Raw genomic sequence first — 18,112 nt, 5'->3', positions numbered from 1 at the left:
ATGATTGTATTGATACTCATTCTTACCCTCACGTGGATGGCGCTGCAAAGCAGCTTTACGCTTCCCGACCTGATCGTTGGCTTGGCGGTCAGTTATGCTATCGTCGCGCTAGCGAGTCGGTTCTTGAGCATTCCCTTTGTCAACGGCGGGTTGGGCCGTCCGCGTATGGATTCGCGCAAGTATGCTCACCTGACGGTCAAGTGGATTGCGTTTATCGGTTTTGCGGTTTGGAGCATCTTGAAGGCGAATATCGATATGGCGCGCATCGTGCTCTTTCGGCGCGTTGCCGATATTCGCCCCGGCATTATCGCCATTCCCCTCGATGTTAAGAGCGATGCCGGGATTACCGTCTTGGCGAATCTGATAACGCTGACGCCGGGCACCGTCTCGCTCGATATTTCGACCGATCGGCGCACGATCTATATTCACTGTATTGATGTACAGGACGCCGATGCGGTGCGTAATGACATAAAGCAGAACTTCGAGCGGCGGGTGATGGAACTGTTACCGTAGGGGTCAATCACCATGACGTTGTTTGAAATGCTGATCGCTGGGTTGATGGGAATTCTCGCCATTTCGATGGTGATCTCTATGGCGCGTTTACTGATTGGGCCGAGCATTCCTGATCGCGCGATGGCGTTTGACGCGATTATGAATCACGTGGTGGCATTGGTGGCGCTCTATGTGGTGATTACCGATCAGTTGGCGCTTGTCGATGCGATTCTGATCGTCGCTGTGCTTGGCTTTTTGGGTACGGTGGCGGTGGCCCGCTATATTGAGGAGGGGCGGAGTTGATGGATCTGAAAGAGATTGTGACCCTGACATTGGCGACGATTGGGGTGGCATTTGTACTGATTTCATCGGTCGGGATTGTCAAATTGCCCGATCTCTATACTCGTATCCATGCGAGCGGCAAAACAGGCACGTTGGGGATCATGGGGGTGCTGTTGGCCGTGGCAGTGCATCATGGTGATCTGATTGCCGCAGCGAAGATGATTGCCCTGATCGCTTTCTTTTGGTTGACGGCGCCGGTTGCGGCGCATATGCTGGATCGAGCTGCCTACCTGACCGGCGTCAAGCGTGCGCCGCAGACGGTGCAGGATGATTTGGCCGGTAAGTATGATGTCGAGCAGGGCCGGCTGCGGTCATAGGGCAACGCATGCGGCGTCCTTAGGGGGTGGGGGGTGGCGTGTCGGTGCCGGTAGGGCGGCCAGCAGCGGCGACAATCTGTTGCAGGTAGTGCTGCCAATGTTGTTGATTGGCGCGGGTGAGGCGGCGAATGGCAGCGAGATCGCCGGCTTCACCGGCTTCGACTGCGGCGGCGAGTGATTCTTGGAAGGCGCGGGCCAAATCGGCGACTGCCCGTCGTAACTCGGCGTTCATAGCGCGCTGGCGCTCAAGCTGTTCATAAAGCCACTCATTAAGCCGCAACTGTTCCTCTAACTGTTCGCGCAATCGCTGTTCTGCCGACGTCATAGGCTACCTCAAGAATCGGCGCGCCCAACCTGATCGCAGGTCGGGCGCAATGTGTTTGGCGGGGAGAGTGAGATTCGAACTCACGAGGGCTTATGAGGCCCTACCCGTTTTCGAGACGGGCACGTTCAACCACTCCGTCATCTCCCCGTGCCGCGTCGCCATCATATTATAGCGAGATGGGTTGATCTGTGCAAGTGGACGAGTCGTTTGTATAATATTATGGCTCTATATAATTCAATGATGCGCTACGCGGTAGAAAGTGACTGGATTAGGCAAATGGTAAAACTGAAGCACCATTGGATATCTGCCACACATAATCTCCAACGTGCTGCTGCGCTCATCTGGTATGTTTCAGTAAGTTGCGTCGTACTAGCGCTCATCGTTGCAGTATGCCTCAATAGTGTCGCGTATGTGCGCCATTTTATTGACGATACCGCATATCATATTCCGATGGCGGTGGAAATTGCTCGTCATGCTAATCCCTACTACGTTGATATAGATGCCGCGTTTACCTCATTCTGGTTTCCGGCTGGTGCAGAGGCATTGGTTGGCCTGATCGTTGCCATCACTCGCGATATCAATAGCACCAATCTGTCAGGTGCGCTGTTTTACGTCTTGTTTTTGGTGGTGAGTTACCAGTTTGCCGGGATTTGGACGGCAGCTTGTCACATTCGTTTGTTATCTGTGGCTCTGTGTGGGGTTATTCCGGTACTGTTCGCGCAGACGGTAGCCTTTTATGTTGATATTCATATCAACTGGTTAGTGTATCTGAGTTTGTACTTGCTCACGCTGGCGTTTATTCAACGGCAGGTTGATTATGCTTGGTATGGAATTGGTGCGGCAATCCTGTCAGCAAGTGTGAAATATCATGGGTTGTTATTTGGCACGGTGTTGATGTTGGCGGCAATTGCAGTGATGGTCGCGATCAGGTCGTACAAGCCCTCGTGGCGATCCTTGATGTTCGTGGTTGGCAGTGGATTATTTACATCGGGGTGGTATTTGCGCAATCTGTGGTTGAAAGGCAATCCGATCTATCCGTTAGCTTTGCCGCAACCGCTATCTACGATCTTAACCAATCTTGGTTTTCCCTACCAAGGGATACTGTTTCCAAACTTATCGCCGCAGGCCGTCTTGCCCCATCCGCTCATTCCCAAATCACCCGTTGTCTATCACCTTGTGCCTCACATCACGAATGATGCGTTTGGATTGATGTTTCCGATTTCATTATTCATGATCGGGCTAGTGGCTTTGCGTTCTCATTGCATGCCAGCGTTGCAACGCCGAGCATTTTGGTTTGTGCTTGCGGTTTCGGTTGCAATCGTTGTTGTTTTGCCGTTTCATCTCAGCGTGCCGCGGTATGTGTTGTTTCTGCCGGCAGTGGCGGCTTTATGGCCGGCGATGCTGGTAGCGACGAATCCCAGTAGCTACCGGCTTTCTTTGTATAGTTATGCGGGGGTAATGGTCATCAGTATTATCTACATTGCCGCCAATATTATCGGCAGCGGCAACTACAGAACCTTTACCCAAGAAGCAATTTCCATCTTACGTGAGCATCGCCGTTCTGACATCGTCTCTTTTGATATTTTTGAACAGGGAAATTTGCGCATTGGCTACTTGAGTGGTCGTATGGCGTTTATTGCCACGTTGTACGATCGCCGCCTTACTAACCAGTTGATTCAACTGCACTATCAAGATTATTTGCTTGATCACGGCCCCAATTTCACAAACCCGGCTGACTTCGTTGCCTACGTGCAGTCACTTGATCTCGATTACATCGTGATCTTTGATCCAGAGGCTCCCGGTGCAGATATTTTGCGCGAACATTTCTTTCATATGACTATTGTTGAGGATAAGTATTAAATCGCAGTCTGTGATCGAGCAAGCAGTCTCACACTACATCCGCTTAATCACCACCATCGTCATATCGTCGGCTTGGGGCGCATCGCCGGCGAAGGCATTGACGGCGGCGAGCACGGCGGCCACGATCTCGGCGGGGGTTTGATGATGGGTAGCGCGGAGGACAGCCGCGAGCCGGTCGTCGCCGAACAGTTCGCGTTCCGCGTTCATTGCCTCGGTGATACCATCAGTGTAGAAGAGCAGCACGTCACCCGGTTCGAACGCGAGGTCTCCCGGCGCAAAGTGCGGATCGGGGATGATGCCGAGTACGATCCCTTGTGCGGCAAGCGGTATTACTTGACCGGTCGCGTGGCGGTACAGGAGCGGGTAGTTGTGACCGCCGTTGGCAAACGTGATCTGGCCGGTGACTGGATCGATTTGGGCATAGAAGCAGGTCACGAACAGGCCGGCCCGTGAATCGGCCAGAATGAGCCGGTTGGCGCGTTGCAGCACGGCGACCGGCGGGCGGCCATCAATGGCGCTGGCGCGGAGCAAGGTGCGCGAGAGGGCCATAAACAGAGCTGCCGGCACGCCTTTGTCGGTCACGTCGGCGATGACGACACCGAGGCGGGGCGCACTGGCGGGGGTTGCCGGCGGCAATTCGATAAAATCGTAGAAATCGCCGCCGACTTGGCGGGCGGCGCGGTAGAAGGCTTCGATCTGCAAGCCGGGCACAAAGGGACAACAGTTAGGCAAGAAACTAGCCTGTATCTCACTGGCCAGATCGAGTTCGCGTTCGAGCCGTTGGCGGGCGAGCGCCTCTTGGTTGAGCCGCTCGCGGTCGATCATCTGAGCCAGTTGGCTAGCGAGCAGACCGAGCAGCTCGGTTTCGCTGTCGAGAAATGCGCGGGGGGTGATGGTGTTCACCAAGAGCAAGCCAAGCTGCGCGCCGCCGAGTTCAATCGGAACGGCGAGGTGGCCTTGAAAGTTCTGCCGGCGCAAAAGCGGCGGCAGGCGCATCAACGTATCGGCAGGCAGTTGGTTGCTGCGTTCGGGCAAGTACCACAGGTGCGGGTGATCTTCGTCGAGCGTTAGCGGCCATGCACTGCCGGCAGGCAAGGCCCAGCCATAACAGGCACGCAGCACTGCTCTCCCGCCTTCTTCATCGGCTTCGACGAACGCGCAGGCATCGGCATCGAGCAGGCGCGCACCGACGCGCACTAATCGTTGCAAAGCCGGTTCGAGACTATCGCTGACCAACAGTTCTTGTGAGAGCGACAGCAAGGCGCGCCGTTCTTGCACTCGGCGCACGCTGAACTCTTCGTAGAGGTGAGCACGGGCGATGGCAATGCCGAGCAGATCGCCGATCGCGGCCATGAGGTGTTGATCGGGCGTCTTGAGCCGCACCCACTGGCTGGTGGCTAGATTGAGGATGCCTACCACGCGGGAGTTGTCGCGTAATGCGATCGAGACGTGATGCGATAGGCCGCGCTTGTCGCCGACGGCGCTGCGGAGCCGTGAACATGCCATTAAGGTTGGTTCACGCAGGTGGCCCTCACGGCAGGTTTCTTGACAAGTGCATTCGCCTTGCCATGCCAAACCGGGATAATTGAGCGCCGGAGGGAGGTGCTGGCGCGCGGCGAGTGTAAACTGATCGCCTTCATCGTGCAAGTAGATCCAGCCGGCCTCTAGGCCGGTCAACGCCAGAATATGGCTAAGCGCCGCTTCCAGCGCCGTGCGCAGGTCAAGCGTTTGGTTGAGGATTTGGGCGAATGCGCGTAACGCAGCCCATTCGGCGAGGTTATGGCGCCGATCAGAAGGCGGCATAGGACAATGAATGGGATAATGAGTTGTTTAAGGGAGCCGCCCGGCTGTGCGGCTCCTCACATCCTCACCTAGGACTATTCGTTGATAAACAGCCGTTCTTTAACGCTTTTTGCGGCTGATCGAGACGCCATCGCGCAGCGGGATGATCACCGACTCGAGCTGCGGATGCTCCATGATGGCGCGGTTGAAACGCTGGATGCCGCGCACGAGCGGTGAGGCGTCTTCTTCGAGCACTTGCGCGCTGCACAGCACGTTATCGGCGATGAGCACGCCGCCGGGGCTGAGCAGTGGAACGCACAGCTCAAGTGCCTGCATTGCCTGTTCGTCGTCGGAGGAATTACGCAGGACGTCGAGGAAGATGAGGTCGAATTCCTGATTGAGCGAGGGCAGGATCTCGCGCCAATCGCCGAAATGGATCGTAATCAGATCGCGGTAGCCGGCGGCTTCGATCACTTCGTTAGCGAGCTTGACCCGTTCTGGATTGCGCTCAATTGCCGTCATTTTGCCGCCAGTCTGGCGGAGCGCCTTCATAATGAAGGTGGCAGCATAGCCGGTGGTGATGCCCACTTCAAGCGCGTTGCGGGCATTCATCATCAGCGCCTGTAAATAGAGAAATTGTCCCTGCACCGGCCCGACCAGCGACAAACCCTGCTGTTTGGCGCGCGCTTCGAGGTTGGCTAATACCTCGTTGCGCGGTGGCATGAGATCGTGCAGATAGTCTTCGATTGCAATATTCGTGATGTCGTAGCGCATCACGCCCTCCTCACCCCGATGTTGGCGGTGGTGTGTGCGGCTGTCGCCCCAATGGCGTCAGTTGCATACGCAAACACTTCATCTCATACTAAATTGTATCACACCCTTGCCCATCTTGTGGTATGATCTAGCTCATCACATTAGGCGCATAAGCTTGCAGCGGGAGGCAGCCGTGGCCGCGATTCGCATCCTGATTGCCGAGGATAATGATCTCGTATCGCTCACTCTCGAAGAGCAGTTGAAGGGGCTGGGCTACGAGGTGGTTGGCATTGCCCGTACCGGCGCCGAGGCGGTGATGCTTGCCACCCGCCTGAAGCCTGATCTGGTGATTATGGATATTCGCATGCCGGAGATGGACGGTACCGAGGCGACGGCCCGTATCCGTGATCAGACCGGCATTCCGGTGGTGATGTTGACGGCATTTGCCGATAAGGATACCGTCCGGCGGGCCGAGGCAGCCGGTGCGCTGGCCTATTTGGTCAAGCCGATCAATGAGCAGGAGTTGCCACCGGCGATTTCGATTGCGTTGGCCCGCCACCGCGAGTTGCAAAATCTGCGCAATGAAAATCTTGAATTGCAAGAGGCGTTGGAGGCGCGCAAGTTGATCGAGCGGGCGAAGGGGATTTTGATGCAGCGCCTTGGCCTGAGCGAGCGCGATGCGTATGAGCGGCTCCGCCAGCGCGCTCGTGATAAGCGTACCAAGATGAAGGATATTGCGCAGGCGATTATCGAGGCCGAAGAGTTGCTTGGCTCGTGATCGGAAAGTGTTGTAGCGCCGGACGGCTGTTCGGTTCCGCAAAGATCGCTAACAATTCAAACGCAAGGGCGCAGAGGACGCACAGATCGCAAAGGGATCATGCCCCCCGCCCCTAGCAGGGGTGGGGCTACTAACCAGTGGGAGAGGGGCTGAGGTGGGGGTTACCAATCCCCTCTGCGTCTGCTTGACGAACCGCTGCAACCATGGTATATTTCCCTCGTCGAAGCGGGACAAAAGTAAGGTAAGCGATCTCATGCATAGTGTGCGCTTTTACACCTACTTTTTTTACTTTACCAGCCCACAATTGGACTGGTCGCTTCGCATTTCCTGAAGACGCACGCAAGCACAGAGCAAGCACAAGGGGGCGCGAGGCGAACAAACCTCGCGCCCCCTCTGTTATTGCCGCGGAGGAGAGGCAATGAACGTTCGTTGTCGCGGAGTACGAGGAGCGACCACCTGTGCCGAGAACACACGCGAAGCGATTCTGGAAGCGACCCATGAATTGCTCACGTTGTTAATCGAAGCCAACGACATCAAACCGGAAGACATCGCCAGCGCCATTTTCACCACTACCCCCGACCTCAATGCCGAATTCCCCGCAGTGGCAGCACGGGCGATTGGGTGGATCGACACCGCCCTGCTCTGCGGCCACGAAATGGCCGTGCCGGGCAGCCTGCCGCGCTGTATTCGCGTCTTAATCCACTGGAATACCGCCAAACGCGCCGATGAAATCGTCCACGTCTACATCCGCGAAGCGCGCGGCTTACGCCCTGAACGAGCCGCCGCGATGAACGCCTTCCGCGTCGCGACGCCGCTGCCGTCGGAGGATCGGCGATGAGCCGCCGGCACGCGATCGAACCGGTGCAACGAGGCACCGTGCCCGATGTCACTGAGCTGCTTGCGATGCCGCATCGCGCGCTGGCGTTGGGTGATGTGACCGAATGCTCTTCTCGTTGTGACGCCGGGCTTCCTCTGCCCGTTTCGTCTTCAGATTCCTGTACCACTGAGGAGGATCGTTCCATGATTGTCGTGATGGAGACTGGCTCGAACCAGAGCCAAATCGAAGCGGTGTTGGCCCGGCTGCGCGAGCATAACTTGCGCGGCCATTTAACTATTGGCGAGGAGCGGACGGTAGTGGCGGTGGTGGGAGCAGCCATCCCGCCGACGCTGCGCGAAGAGTTAGAGCATTTCGATGGCGTGAAAGAGACGGTGCGAATCACGCAGCCCTACAAACTGGTGTCGCGTGAAGTCAAACCGAGTGATACCATCGTGCAGGTGGGGGATGTGAAGGTCGGTGGCGGCCATCTGGCGATTATCGCCGGCCCCTGCTCGGTCGAGAGCGAAGAGCAGATTATGGCGACGGCGCGGGCGGTGCGCGAAGCCGGCGCCAACATGTTGCGTGGCGGCGCGTTCAAGCCGCGCTCTTCACCGTACAGCTTCCGCGGTTTGGGTGAGTATGGCTTGCAGTTGCTGGCCCAAGCCCGCGCCGAGACTGGCCTGCCAATCGTGACCGAAGTCATGACGCCGGCTGATGTCGAACTGGTGGCGAAATACGCCGACGTCTTACAGATTGGCGCGCGCAACATGCAAAACTACCAATTGTTGGAAGAGGCCGGACGGAGCGGCATGCCGGTGCTGCTCAAGCGCGGCTTATCGGCCACAATTGAAGAGTGGCTGCTCTCGGCGGAATACATCATTGCGCAGGGCAATCCCAACATCATCCTCTGCGAACGCGGCATCCGCACCTTCGAGACGGCGACGCGCAACACGCTCGACCTCAACGCGGTCGCGGTGGTCAAGAAACGCTCGCATCTGCCGGTGATCGTCGATCCCAGCCACGGTACCGGCAAATGGTATCTGGTGCCGCCGTTGACGCTGGCCGCTATCGCATCAGGGGCCGATGGCGTGATCATCGAAGTGCATCCCGATCCCGATCGGGCCAAATCGGATGGCGGCCAATCGCTCAATCACGAGAACTTCATGAACCTGATGCCGAAACTGCGCGCGGTGGCCAAGGTGGTCGGGAGCGGTTGGTAACGCCTCTGAACATACCAAATGGCGTGCGGAGAGACGCACAGATGTGCGCCTCTGCTCGGTGGCGGCAGCCGTCTCCGCCATGCGACGCATTGCCCGCCATGTCACAGCGTGGTACAATGATTCGACGAGATCAGGAAATACATTCATACCTTTCATACCTTGAGTGAGGCAGTATGGAAAAATCGACGTGGACGACGAAGGTAGGGCTGGCGCAGATGCTGAAGGGTGGCGTGATTATGGATGTGGTCACCCCTGAGCAAGCGCGCATCGCCGAAGAGGCCGGCGCAGTGGCGGTGATGGCGCTCGAACGGGTGCCGGCTGACATTCGCGCGCAGGGCGGCGTCGCCCGTATGAGCGATCCGGAGCTAATTCTGGCGATCAAGCAGGCTGTCACCATTCCGGTGATGGCGAAAGCGCGGATCGGTCACTTCGTCGAGGCGCAAGTGTTGGAGGCGATTGGCGTCGATTATATTGACGAGAGCGAAGTGCTGACGCCGGCCGACGAAGAGCATCACATTAACAAGCACAAATTCCGGGTGCCGTTTGTGTGCGGCTGCCGCAATCTAGGTGAGGCGCTGCGCCGGGTGGCCGAAGGCGCGGCGATGCTACGCACCAAGGGCGAAGCCGGTACCGGCAACGTGGTCGAGGCGGTGCGCCATGCCCGCGCAGTGTACAGCGAAATCCGCCGCTTGCAGTCGATGAACGAAGACGAGCTGTTTACCTACGCCAAGCAGATTCAGGCGCCCTATGAGCTGGTGAAGCAGGTGGCCGCCGAAGGCAAGCTGCCGGTCGTCAACTTTGCGGCAGGCGGTATTGCCACGCCGGCTGACGCGGCCCTGCTGATGCAGTTAGGGGTAGATGGCATCTTTGTCGGTTCGGGCATCTTCAAGAGCGGCGATCCGGTCAAGCGGGCGCGAGCGATTGTCGAAGCGACCACGCACTATAACGATCCAGAGATCATCGCCGAGGTGAGCAAGGGCCTTGGCGAGGCTATGGTTGGCATCAACATCGATCAGATTCCCGCCGAGCAGTTGATGGCGCGGCGTGGGTGGTAGCAGGAGGCGGGCGGGCTATGCCTGCCCGCGTACAAAACCGTATGACAGTTGGCGTGTTGGCCCTACAGGGCGACTTTCGTGAACACTGCGCGGTCTTGCGCCGGATCGGCGTCGAGCCGGTCGAGGTGCGGTTGCCGCACCAACTTGCCCTTGTCGAACGATTGATCATTCCCGGTGGCGAAAGCACGACGATCGGGCGGCTGTTGGTGATGTACCAGATGTTGGAACCGATCCGCGAGCGGGCTGGTCGCGATCTGGCGATTTGGGGCACCTGCGCTGGCGCCATTTTGCTGGCCAACGAGGTGGTTGGCCAAAAGCAGGGCGGTCAGCCGGCGATTGGCGCAATGAATCTAACGATTCAGCGCAATGCCTACGGCAGCCAGCTCGATAGCTTTGAAGCGCCGATCACGATGCCGATCATCGGTGAAGCGCCGCTCCCCGGCGTCTTCATCCGCGCGCCGCGCATCGTGGCACTCGGTCAGGGGTGCGAGGCGGTTGGTTGGTTAGAGGACGGCAGCGTGGTGGCTGCCCGCCAAGGTCGTTTGCTGGCGACCACGTTTCATCCTGAGTTGACCGGTGATGATCGGGTTCACCGGCTCTTTCTGGAATTATGATACGAACCGTGACGCCGAGCGATCTCTGGTCGCTTCGGCGGAAACCTCGCTACCAACAGGTACTCTATACCGAACGACTGTTGGCGTATAGCCACCGGCCGCTCTGGTTTGCGTTGCAGAGCATGCTGGCCGGCAACCATCGCGAACGGATGACGCTGGTGCTGGCCGAACGGGGCGGGTTTGCGTTGGCGCAGGCGATGGGCCGGCTGGGCCGGCCCGAGCAAGATGTGATCTATCTGGCGACCAACGGCACGCGCAGCGAGCAGACTCCTAGCGATTACGAACTCTGGTTTCACCTGTTGCACCGGCTCTGTGCCGATGCGGCGCAGCATTCGGTGCAGCGCCTCTACGCGGCGTTGCCGAGCCAACACAACGAGTTGCGCGAAATCTTTCGCCAAGTCGGCTTTCAAGCCTACACCCATCGCCAGATTTTGCACCTCTCGGGGCCGGATTGGGATCAAGGTACCCGATTGGCGCCGATGCGGGCGCAATCGCGGCGCGACCATTGGGCGATCCACAAGCTCTATGGTATCGTGGCGCCGCATCTCGTGCAACAGGCGGAAGTGCGTAACGCGCGCTATTGGACGCTCTACCAGCCCTATTCGCTCGTGCGCCGGCAGGCGTGGGTGCTGGGGCCGGATGATGATCTGGCTGCCTACTTGCGCTTGCTCAGCGGGCCGAGCGGTCACGTCTTTTCAGTGCTGATCCGGCCTGATGCGCGCGAGCAGGCGGTAGATGTGTTGCGGTTCGGTCTGGCCCAGCTCAGTGACAGCCGGCCTGTCTATTTAATCTTGCGCGAGTACCAGCAAGAGTTGTTTGAACCGGCGATGCGGTTGGGTTTTCAACCAGTGGGTGAGCAAATCTTACTTGTTAAGCATACCGTTGTGCCAATCCGCCGCACGGTACTGGCCCCCTCGTTGGAAGTGGGACTCGAGCCGCGGGTGTCGGTGCGCCGGTATGCATGGCCCCCAACAGTGCGGGAGGAGCGCTAAGCGGTTATGGCTGTGACGGATACGACCAACGATATTCAACTTTTGTTAGCGACACTGCCGCCGGCAATCCGGGAGGCGATCCAGAAAGCCAACGATCAAGATAATCTGCTCGAAATCGTGATGGATCTCGGCCGGTTGCCGGAAGCGCGCTATCGTGGTCATGAGTTGTTCTTGAGCGATCGGGAAGTGACGGCCGAAGACATCAATTACGTAATCGCGCGTATCGGCGAGTTTGGCGAGGACAACCGCGCTGGTATTCCCCGCACCCTCCACCGCATTTCCGGCATTCGCAATCGTCGCGGCGTGGTGATTGGGTTGACGTGCCGCGTGGGTCGCGCCGTGTATGGCACGGTTGATATTATTCGCGATCTGGTGGAAACCGGGCAAAGCATTCTGTTACTGGGTAAGCCGGGTACCGGCAAGACGACGCTCTTGCGCGAGACGGCGCGGGTGCTGGGTGACGAGTTGCGCAAGCGAGTGGTGATCGTTGATACCTCGAACGAGATTGCCGGTGATGGCGATATTCCCCATCCCGGCATCGGGCGGGCGCGCCGGATGCAGGTGCCGCGTCCCGCCGAGCAGCATAATGTGATGATCGAGGCGGTCGAGAATCACATGCCCGAAGTGATTGTGATTGACGAAATCGGCACCGAGCTGGAAGCGGCGGCAGCGCGCACCATCGCCGAGCGCGGCGTGCAGTTGGTGGGTACGGCCCATGGCAATACCCTCGATAACCTCATGGTCAACCCAACCCTCTCCGATCTGGTGGGTGGGATTCAGGCGGTGACGTTGGGTGACGAAGAGGCGCGCCGGCGCGGGACGCAAAAGACGGTGCTGGAACGAAAAGCGCCGCCGACCTTTAGCATTCTGGTTGAGATTCAATCGTGGGATAGCGTGACCGTCTACCCGGATGTGGCAGCGGCGGTTGATGCGATCTTGCGCGGCGAAGAGCCGCCGTGCGAGCAACGCTTCCGCGAGCCGAACGGAACGGTGCGGCGCGAACCGGTGCGGCGGACGCCGATCGATGCGCCGGCGTTTGGCGGGCGACGGGGGCGCGGTGGGCGCGATCAGGCGCAGATGGGGGCAAGCGGCCCGCGCTTGCGCGACCGCAACGGCAATGCCGCGGCAGCGACTACGATGCCGCCGCAGCGCATCTTCCCGTTTGGCGTCAGCCGGAACCGGTTGCAGAACGCGATCGAACGGTTGCGGGTGCCGGCAGTGATTGTGCGTGATATGAAAGACGCCACCTTGGTCATGACGCTCAAGAACTACTACCGGCAAAGCTCGCAACAACTGCGGCAAGCCGAAGAGCAGGGCGTGCCGGTCTACGTGTTGCGCAACAACACGATTACCCAGATGGAACGGCAACTGGCGCAGGTCTTCCAGTTGCGCGAGGTGGTGGATGAGGAACCCGAACCGCTGCGTGGCGATTCGACGATCGAAGAGGCGTTACTAGAGACTGAGCAGGCGATTACCCAAGTGATCAGCGGTGAGCGCAATGCAGTAGAATTGGCCCCGCGCAGTAGTTATATTCGTCGCTTGCAGCATCAGATGGCCGACCGCTACAATTTGCGCTCAGAGAGCCGCGGCGACGATCCGAACCGGCGGGTGAAGATCTTCCGGTAAGTGGTATCGGTAGCAGCATTGCGGACAACGCCGTTCCAATATGCGATGGCTCATCGACAGATTGGCAAAGATCGGCTATCCTTAGCGAAGGATAAACCGAGATTGCTGGTGGCGCTGTCATGCATCAAGGTCTGTTTATTACATTTGAAGGGACAGAGGGGGCTGGCAAGAGCACCCAAGCTCGCCGTCTGTATGAACGCCTGCAAGCGGCGGGCTATCCGGTGATTCTTACCCGTGAACCGGGCGGGACGCGGATCGGTGAGTTGATCCGCCGGATTTTGATTGATCTGCGCCATACTGAAATGGCCCCTACCACTGAGACCTTGTTGTTTTCGGCGGCGCGTGCGCAATTGGTGAGTGAGCTGATCCGGCCCTATCTCGCCACCGGCGGGATTGTGGTCTGTGACCGCTATGCCGACTCGACGTTTGCTTATCAGGGGTACGGCCTTGGCCGCGATCTCGATGAGCTGCGCACGATTACAGCAGTGGCAACCGGCGGGCTGAAGCCTGATCTGACCTTTTATTTGCAGATCGATGTAGAAGTCGGATTGCAGCGCAAGCGCGCCGGGCGTGAGCGGCCGGAAACTAGCAGCGGCCAGCCGTTGGAATGGAACCGGCTCGATGCGCGCGATCTGGCCTATCATCAGCGGGTAGCCCAAGGGTTCGCTGAGCTGATGGCCCAAGAGCCAGAGCGATGGTATGCGCTCGATGCCGACCAGCCGGTCGAAGTGTTGGCCGAACAGATCTGGCAAGCGGTGACGCCGCGCTTGGCTCGGATTATGCCGATTGCCGCGCAAGGAAGCGCGGATTGACATCGTTAGGGTGAAGAGCATGCGCCTAATTCTGGCTGTCGTCCAGTCCCAAGATGCGACGAATCTCGTCGAAGCGCTGACCGAGCATGGCTATCGGGTGACGCGCCTGAGTAGCCAAGGTGGGTTTTTGCGGGAAGGAAACGTGACCTTGCTGTTGAGCGTCGAGGATCAGCAGGTTAATCCGGTGATCAACATCATTCGTGAGCATTGTTCGACGCGCACGCGCTACGTCTCGCCGATGCCGCCGATCGCCGAGTCGGGTGAGTTTTACCCGCCGGCGCCGTTAGAAGTGCAGGTGGGCGGGGCGACAGTGTTTGTCTTGCGCGCACAGACGCGCAAGTTGTAACGTATGGAAGTAATACAGGAATTTTTAGCGAATATTCTGCCGCTGGTACGCCTTGGCGCCATCTTTTTGGGCGCATATGCAGTATTGCTCTGGGCAGCGTCGGTGTTGTGGGCTTACCGCGATATTCGCCGTCGCACTGAAGACATCTCGGTGCAGGTGCTCGCAGTGGGTATCGTGCTGTTGCTGCCCTTCCTCGGTATTCCGCTGCATCTGATCTTGCGCCCGCCGCAAACGCTGGCCGAGAAATACGAACGCACCTTGGAAGAAGAGTTCCTGCGCCGCGATCTCGAAGAGCAATTCGTCTGCCCCGAATGCCAGCGTCCCATCGAACCTGATTTCATCCTGTGCCCGCACTGCCATACTCAGTTGCGCCGGCGCTGCGACTCGTGCCAGAAGGTGATCGATCTGACGTGGCGGATTTGTCCGTACTGTGGTCATTCCCACGCCGGCAGTGTGCCGACGGTGCGCGCTGATGCGTACCCGATCGCGCCGCCGGTAGAGGTTAGCCGGCAATGAAAGTTCCCGCAATTACGGATGTGCAAGGGGTCGTCGTCGGCCACGCCGCCGATGCAGAGGCGCTGACGGGCGTGACGGTTGTGCTGACGCCAGATGGTGCTACCGCCGGCGTGGATGTGCGCGGCGGCGCTCCCGGTACCCGCGAGACCGATCTGCTCGATCCGGTGAATCTGGTGCAGCAGGTTCATGCGGTCGTCTTGACCGGCGGCAGCGCGTTTGGCTTGGCTGCTGCCACTGGTGTGGTGTCGTGGCTGCACGAGCGTGGCTATGGCTTCGATGTGGGCCTGACCAAGGTGCCGATTGTGCCGGCGGCGGTGATCTTCGATCTGGGTGTGGGTCGGGCCGATGTATGGCCCGATGCAACGATGGGGTATGCGGCCTGTATGGCTGCCGAGACCAATGTGGCCGAGGGTAGTGTTGGAGCCGGGATCGGCGCAACGGTCGGTAAAGTGGGTGGTATGGCCACCGCGATGCGCGGCGGCGTCGGCACGTGGAGTGAGACGCTGGCGAATGGGGTGACGGTGGGCGCTTTGGTGGTCGTTAATGCCTTCGGTGACGTGGTTGACGGGCAAGGCAGGTTGGTGGCCGGTGCGCGCGGTCCCGGCCAGTCACTGATCGGCACCGGCGCGCTTTTGCGCAGTGGCGTGGCCCGGCAGTCGTTTGCCGATGCCGCCGGCCAGAACACAACTATTGCCGTGGTTGCTACTGATGCTCGCCTCGATAAGGCTGCCGCGACCCGGCTGGCGATGATGGCCCAAGATGGCTTGGCTCGTGCTATTCGCCCGGCTCACTCGCCGTTCGATGGCGATACCGTGTTTGCGCTGGCAACCGGCGTCTACGACGCGCCGCCGTTGGTTACGCTTGGCGCGGTGGCGGCAGATGTGTTGGCGACCGCGATCGCACGGGCTGTGCAGATGGCCACTGCCGTGGCTGGCATTCCGGCGGCGCGCGATGTAGCAATGCCATGAAATTGCGCGTAAAAAGGTACGCTCGTTTGTATCACAGGCTGGTGCAATCTATGGAGTGCGGCAGTCATACTCCCGCATAGCACCATAGCTCTGGATGGCAGCAGTGGAGCGTTCACACTTTATACAATGCTCCGCCAGTCATTGTGAACTCACCCTTAGCGGCGAAACAACTTCCTGTGCGAAGGATCCCGCTGAGGCATGGCCCGCGTTGAAGCGAGAGATTGCTTCGGGGACTGCGCCCCCTCGCAATGAAAAGGTGGGAGCGCCATCGTTGTTCGCTTGTCATTGCGAGCCGAGCATAGCGAGGCGCAGCAATCCCCCGCGAGGGCAGGCGGAACAGCTTTGCAGGATAGCTTGCGCCGAAACAATGACTGCACAGGTGCGATACGCCCAATCTGTGGAGTGCGGCAGTTATACTGCCGCATATCACGAAGGCGCTGGACGGCGGCAGTGGAATGTCCGCACGCCATACCACGCTCCGCTTGTCGTTGCGAGTCGGCTGCGGCGGCGCAGCAATCCCCCGCGAGCGCGGGAGGAACCCGCTGAGGCCTTGCCTTTTACTACACGTTAGCTTATCAATCAACCGTAAAGTACTCGCCATGAAGCGTTTCATATTCTTCCTCACGGCCCTGTTTGCATTTGTGCTCGTTGCTGGCTGTGAAGTGCGGGTTAATGAACCGACGCCAACTGCCCCAGCAGCGATGTCCATTCTCCAAACTACTCCCACCACTGTACGCGAACAGGTGTTACGTATCGGGTTGGTGAATGAGCCACCCGATCTGTTCCCTTACCACAGCACCCCGACTGACGAACGCATCACCGGCGCATTAACTGAATTACTCTTTCCCGCGCCGTTGTTGCCGGTTGATTTCACTTTGCAAACGACCGGCGTGTTGACGCGGGTGCCTGATTTTGCCAACGGCGATGTGGTGACGGCGACGGTCACCGTCTTCCGCGATGCGTTGGGGCAAATCAGTGAAACGCCGACCGAGACGACCGATGAGGTGACGCAGGTGAGCGTCACTTTCCACTGGAATCCTGCGTTGCGCTGGTCTGATGGTACGCCGGTTACGGCAGCCGACTCGGTGTTTGCTTACGAACTCGCCCAGCAGATCGATCTTGGTCAAGCGGCTAATACCCGGCTGGCAATGATCGAACGCTACGAGCAGATCGATGAGCATACCACGCGGGTAGTGCTCCGGCCTGATGTGACCGATCCGTCTTATCTGACCAGTTTTTGGACGCCGTTGCCGCGCCATGTGTTGGCAGAGATGGATTCGCAGCAGGTGATGCAGAGTGAATTTATCCGCAAGCCGGTCAGCTATGGGCCGTATATGGTCAGCGCCTTTGACGGCGGTTCGCTCGAGTTGGTGCGCAATCCGCATTACGCAGGGCCGGCGGCACCGTTTGAACGGATTATTGTGGCCTTTCGCAAAGATCCGCAGCAATTGGTCGAATTGGTGCGCGGCGGCGGGATTGATCTGGCCTTTATCGAACAGCCGGTGCCCGAATTGCTCTTGCAGCTTGTGCAGAGCGCTGCACGGGGAGAGATTCAGCTTAGCACCTCGCCAAATACGATCTGGGAGCATCTCGACTTTAATCTTGATGTGCCGCTGTTACAGGATATTCGAGTACGGCGAGCGATTGCGTATGCGATTAACCGGCCCCAATTGGTCGAGCAGTTGTTGGGTAACAAGAGTACGGTGTTGGAGAGTTGGGTGTTGCCGGGTCAACTTGGCTACCCGCCGCTCGATCAGATTACCCGCTACCCCTATAACCCCGACGAGGCGCGCCGTTTGTTCGATGAAGCGAACCTGATCGATACCGATGGCGATGGTTGGCGCGAGTACGATGGGTTGCCGATTTTGTTGTCGTTGGTGACGAGCGCCAATTCACCGTTGCGTGAAGCGGTCGCGCAACGAATTGCGGCTGATCTGGAGCAGGTGGGCGTGCAGGTTGAGGTGGCGCAATTATCGTCGAGCGAATTGTACAGCACTGATGGCCCGCTCTACCAGCGCACCTTCCAATTGGCCTTGTTTGGCTGGATCGCTGGGCCGCACCCACGTGGCTGGGAGTTGTGGAGTTGCGCAGGTGTGCCGAGTGAAGCGAACAATTGGACGGGAAATAATTTTGCCGGCTGGTGTTTCTTCGAGGCGAATGAGGCGATCAATATGGCGACCACCTCGCTCGATCCCGAAGAGCAGAAGAGTGCGTACCTCCGGCAACAGCAACTGTTTACGCAAGAGTTGCCGGTGTTGCCGCTATTCCAACGGGTTGATGCGCTGGTGGCCCGGCAGGGGTTGGCAGGCTGGCGGCTGAATCCGACGGCGCCGTTTACGTGGAACATCAGCGAATGGCGCGAGGGCGAGTGATCAACGCCAAGGCGTAGCGGGGGCCAAGGCGCGCAGATTCTTAAACGCCAAGGCGCGAAGAACGCCAAGGGCAGTCAAATTTTGTTGTGATGGCCGCTAGCTCGTTTGTGCCACGTTCCAAAAAC

The 18,112-nt window shown here is 58.7% G+C and carries 19 protein-coding genes and 1 tRNA gene; 16 read left to right on the top strand and 4 right to left on the bottom strand.

Features of this window, described 5'->3' with window-relative positions; genetic code table 11:
• Genes Q1A59_RS04835 through mnhG form a run of 3 tightly spaced genes read left to right on the top strand, consistent with a single transcriptional unit; the run spans nucleotide 1 to nucleotide 1,151 of the window.
• Nucleotides 1-513, top strand: coding sequence for a Na+/H+ antiporter subunit E (locus Q1A59_RS04835; protein ID WP_298406591.1), 513 nt, complete (start codon nucleotides 1-3; stop codon nucleotides 511-513).
• Between the two features lie 12 nt (nucleotides 514-525).
• Nucleotides 526-795, top strand: a complete 270-nt coding sequence (locus Q1A59_RS04830; protein WP_298406593.1) for a monovalent cation/H+ antiporter complex subunit F — start codon at nucleotides 526-528, stop codon at nucleotides 793-795.
• Nucleotides 795-1,151, top strand: coding sequence for a monovalent cation/H(+) antiporter subunit G (gene mnhG, locus Q1A59_RS04825; RefSeq protein ID WP_298406595.1), 357 nt, complete (start codon nucleotides 795-797; stop codon nucleotides 1,149-1,151). The genes Q1A59_RS04830 and mnhG overlap by 1 nt, the downstream gene beginning before the upstream one ends.
• Nucleotides 1,152-1,170: 19 nt before the next feature.
• Here mnhG and Q1A59_RS04820 read toward each other — a convergent pair whose 3' ends face one another.
• On the bottom strand, nucleotides 1,171-1,476 hold the full coding sequence (locus tag Q1A59_RS04820; RefSeq protein WP_298406597.1) for a DUF2203 domain-containing protein: 306 nt from the start codon (nucleotides 1,474-1,476) through the stop codon (nucleotides 1,171-1,173).
• A gap of 56 nt (nucleotides 1,477-1,532) precedes the next feature.
• A tRNA-Ser gene (locus Q1A59_RS04815) sits at nucleotides 1,533-1,623 on the bottom strand.
• Between Q1A59_RS04815 and Q1A59_RS04810 the strand changes: the two genes are divergently transcribed.
• Nucleotides 1,624-3,336 carry a hypothetical protein gene (locus Q1A59_RS04810; protein WP_299644097.1) on the top strand — a complete coding sequence of 571 codons (1,713 nt, stop codon included), beginning with the start codon at nucleotides 1,624-1,626 and terminating at the stop codon, nucleotides 3,334-3,336.
• Between the two features lie 33 nt (nucleotides 3,337-3,369).
• On the opposite strand, the gene Q1A59_RS04805 is transcribed toward Q1A59_RS04810, so the two are convergent.
• Nucleotides 3,370-5,139: a GAF domain-containing SpoIIE family protein phosphatase gene (locus Q1A59_RS04805; RefSeq protein WP_299644095.1), complete on the bottom strand. Its 1,770-nt coding sequence runs from the start codon at nucleotides 5,137-5,139 to the stop codon at nucleotides 3,370-3,372.
• Between the two features lie 99 nt (nucleotides 5,140-5,238).
• Nucleotides 5,239-5,892, bottom strand: a complete 654-nt coding sequence (locus Q1A59_RS04800) for an O-methyltransferase (protein ID WP_298405954.1) — start codon at nucleotides 5,890-5,892, stop codon at nucleotides 5,239-5,241.
• A 172-nt stretch (nucleotides 5,893-6,064) separates the two neighbouring features.
• On the opposite strand from Q1A59_RS04800, the gene Q1A59_RS04795 reads away from it, so the two are divergent.
• The 12 genes from Q1A59_RS04795 to Q1A59_RS04740 all read left to right on the top strand — a co-directional run bounded on the left by Q1A59_RS04795 (nucleotide 6,065) and on the right by Q1A59_RS04740 (nucleotide 17,987).
• Entirely contained in the window at nucleotides 6,065-6,649 is a 585-nt protein-coding gene (locus tag Q1A59_RS04795; RefSeq protein ID WP_298405953.1) for an ANTAR domain-containing response regulator, read from the top strand.
• A 418-nt stretch (nucleotides 6,650-7,067) separates the two neighbouring features.
• On the top strand, nucleotides 7,068-7,487 hold the full coding sequence (aroH, locus tag Q1A59_RS04790) for a chorismate mutase (protein ID WP_298405951.1): 420 nt from the start codon (nucleotides 7,068-7,070) through the stop codon (nucleotides 7,485-7,487).
• 182 nt (nucleotides 7,488-7,669) lie between these two features.
• Nucleotides 7,670-8,686 (top strand): 3-deoxy-7-phosphoheptulonate synthase, encoded by a 1,017-nt coding sequence (aroF, locus tag Q1A59_RS04785; protein WP_366144836.1) that lies wholly within the window; start codon nucleotides 7,670-7,672, stop codon nucleotides 8,684-8,686.
• Nucleotides 8,687-8,859: 173 nt separating this feature from the next.
• Entirely contained in the window at nucleotides 8,860-9,741 is an 882-nt protein-coding gene (pdxS, locus tag Q1A59_RS04780; protein ID WP_066790144.1) for a pyridoxal 5'-phosphate synthase lyase subunit PdxS, read from the top strand.
• 41 nt (nucleotides 9,742-9,782) lie between these two features.
• A complete protein-coding gene (gene pdxT / locus Q1A59_RS04775) occupies nucleotides 9,783-10,355 on the top strand; it encodes a pyridoxal 5'-phosphate synthase glutaminase subunit PdxT (RefSeq protein WP_298405962.1) in 573 nt (190 codons plus the stop codon).
• On the top strand, nucleotides 10,352-11,347 hold the full coding sequence (locus Q1A59_RS04770; protein ID WP_298405946.1) for a hypothetical protein: 996 nt from the start codon (nucleotides 10,352-10,354) through the stop codon (nucleotides 11,345-11,347). The genes pdxT and Q1A59_RS04770 overlap by 4 nt, the downstream gene beginning before the upstream one ends.
• A gap of 6 nt (nucleotides 11,348-11,353) precedes the next feature.
• On the top strand, nucleotides 11,354-12,973 hold the full coding sequence (locus Q1A59_RS04765; RefSeq protein WP_298405945.1) for a R3H domain-containing nucleic acid-binding protein: 1,620 nt from the start codon (nucleotides 11,354-11,356) through the stop codon (nucleotides 12,971-12,973).
• Between the two features lie 119 nt (nucleotides 12,974-13,092).
• A complete protein-coding gene (gene tmk / locus Q1A59_RS04760; RefSeq protein WP_298405943.1) occupies nucleotides 13,093-13,785 on the top strand; it encodes a dTMP kinase in 693 nt (230 codons plus the stop codon).
• 19 nt (nucleotides 13,786-13,804) lie between these two features.
• On the top strand, nucleotides 13,805-14,131 hold the full coding sequence (locus Q1A59_RS04755) for a cyclic-di-AMP receptor (protein WP_015941657.1): 327 nt from the start codon (nucleotides 13,805-13,807) through the stop codon (nucleotides 14,129-14,131).
• A 3-nt stretch (nucleotides 14,132-14,134) separates the two neighbouring features.
• Nucleotides 14,135-14,647 carry a zinc ribbon domain-containing protein gene (locus Q1A59_RS04750; RefSeq protein WP_298405941.1) on the top strand — a complete coding sequence of 171 codons (513 nt, stop codon included), beginning with the start codon at nucleotides 14,135-14,137 and terminating at the stop codon, nucleotides 14,645-14,647.
• Nucleotides 14,644-15,615: a P1 family peptidase gene (locus Q1A59_RS04745; RefSeq protein ID WP_298405940.1), complete on the top strand. Its 972-nt coding sequence runs from the start codon at nucleotides 14,644-14,646 to the stop codon at nucleotides 15,613-15,615. Before Q1A59_RS04750 ends, Q1A59_RS04745 begins: the two co-directional genes overlap by 4 nt.
• Nucleotides 15,616-16,214: 599 nt before the next feature.
• Nucleotides 16,215-17,987: a peptide ABC transporter substrate-binding protein gene (locus tag Q1A59_RS04740; protein ID WP_298405938.1), complete on the top strand. Its 1,773-nt coding sequence runs from the start codon at nucleotides 16,215-16,217 to the stop codon at nucleotides 17,985-17,987.
• Nucleotides 17,988-18,112 lie beyond the last annotated feature (125 nt).

It is taken from the genome of uncultured Chloroflexus sp. (assembly GCF_937951745.1).
Classification (GTDB): domain Bacteria; phylum Chloroflexota; class Chloroflexia; order Chloroflexales; family Chloroflexaceae; genus Chloroflexus.
This window is presented reverse-complemented; position numbering and strand designations above follow the sequence as displayed.

Bases quoted from the DNA above. Each gene is read 5' to 3' on its own strand.
- Q1A59_RS04835 (WP_298406591.1), top strand. From the start codon at position 1: ATGATTGTATTGATACTCATTCTTACCCTCACGTGGATGGCGCTGCAA.
- Q1A59_RS04830 (WP_298406593.1), top strand. From the start codon at position 526: ATGACGTTGTTTGAAATGCTGATCGCTGGGTTGATGGGAATTCTCGCC.
- mnhG (WP_298406595.1), top strand. From the start codon at position 795: ATGGATCTGAAAGAGATTGTGACCCTGACATTGGCGACGATTGGGGTG.
- Q1A59_RS04820 (WP_298406597.1), bottom strand. From the start codon at position 1,476: ATGACGTCGGCAGAACAGCGATTGCGCGAACAGTTAGAGGAACAGTTG.
- Q1A59_RS04805 (WP_299644095.1), bottom strand. From the start codon at position 5,139: ATGCCGCCTTCTGATCGGCGCCATAACCTCGCCGAATGGGCTGCGTTA.
- Q1A59_RS04800 (WP_298405954.1), bottom strand. From the start codon at position 5,892: ATGCGCTACGACATCACGAATATTGCAATCGAAGACTATCTGCACGAT.
- aroH (WP_298405951.1), top strand. From the start codon at position 7,068: ATGAACGTTCGTTGTCGCGGAGTACGAGGAGCGACCACCTGTGCCGAG.
- aroF (WP_366144836.1), top strand. From the start codon at position 7,670: ATGATTGTCGTGATGGAGACTGGCTCGAACCAGAGCCAAATCGAAGCG.
- pdxS (WP_066790144.1), top strand. From the start codon at position 8,860: ATGGAAAAATCGACGTGGACGACGAAGGTAGGGCTGGCGCAGATGCTG.
- pdxT (WP_298405962.1), top strand. From the start codon at position 9,783: ATGACAGTTGGCGTGTTGGCCCTACAGGGCGACTTTCGTGAACACTGC.
- Q1A59_RS04770 (WP_298405946.1), top strand. From the start codon at position 10,352: ATGATACGAACCGTGACGCCGAGCGATCTCTGGTCGCTTCGGCGGAAA.
- Q1A59_RS04765 (WP_298405945.1), top strand. From the start codon at position 11,354: ATGGCTGTGACGGATACGACCAACGATATTCAACTTTTGTTAGCGACA.
- tmk (WP_298405943.1), top strand. From the start codon at position 13,093: ATGCATCAAGGTCTGTTTATTACATTTGAAGGGACAGAGGGGGCTGGC.
- Q1A59_RS04755 (WP_015941657.1), top strand. From the start codon at position 13,805: ATGCGCCTAATTCTGGCTGTCGTCCAGTCCCAAGATGCGACGAATCTC.
- Q1A59_RS04750 (WP_298405941.1), top strand. From the start codon at position 14,135: ATGGAAGTAATACAGGAATTTTTAGCGAATATTCTGCCGCTGGTACGC.
- Q1A59_RS04745 (WP_298405940.1), top strand. From the start codon at position 14,644: ATGAAAGTTCCCGCAATTACGGATGTGCAAGGGGTCGTCGTCGGCCAC.
- Q1A59_RS04740 (WP_298405938.1), top strand. From the start codon at position 16,215: ATGAAGCGTTTCATATTCTTCCTCACGGCCCTGTTTGCATTTGTGCTC.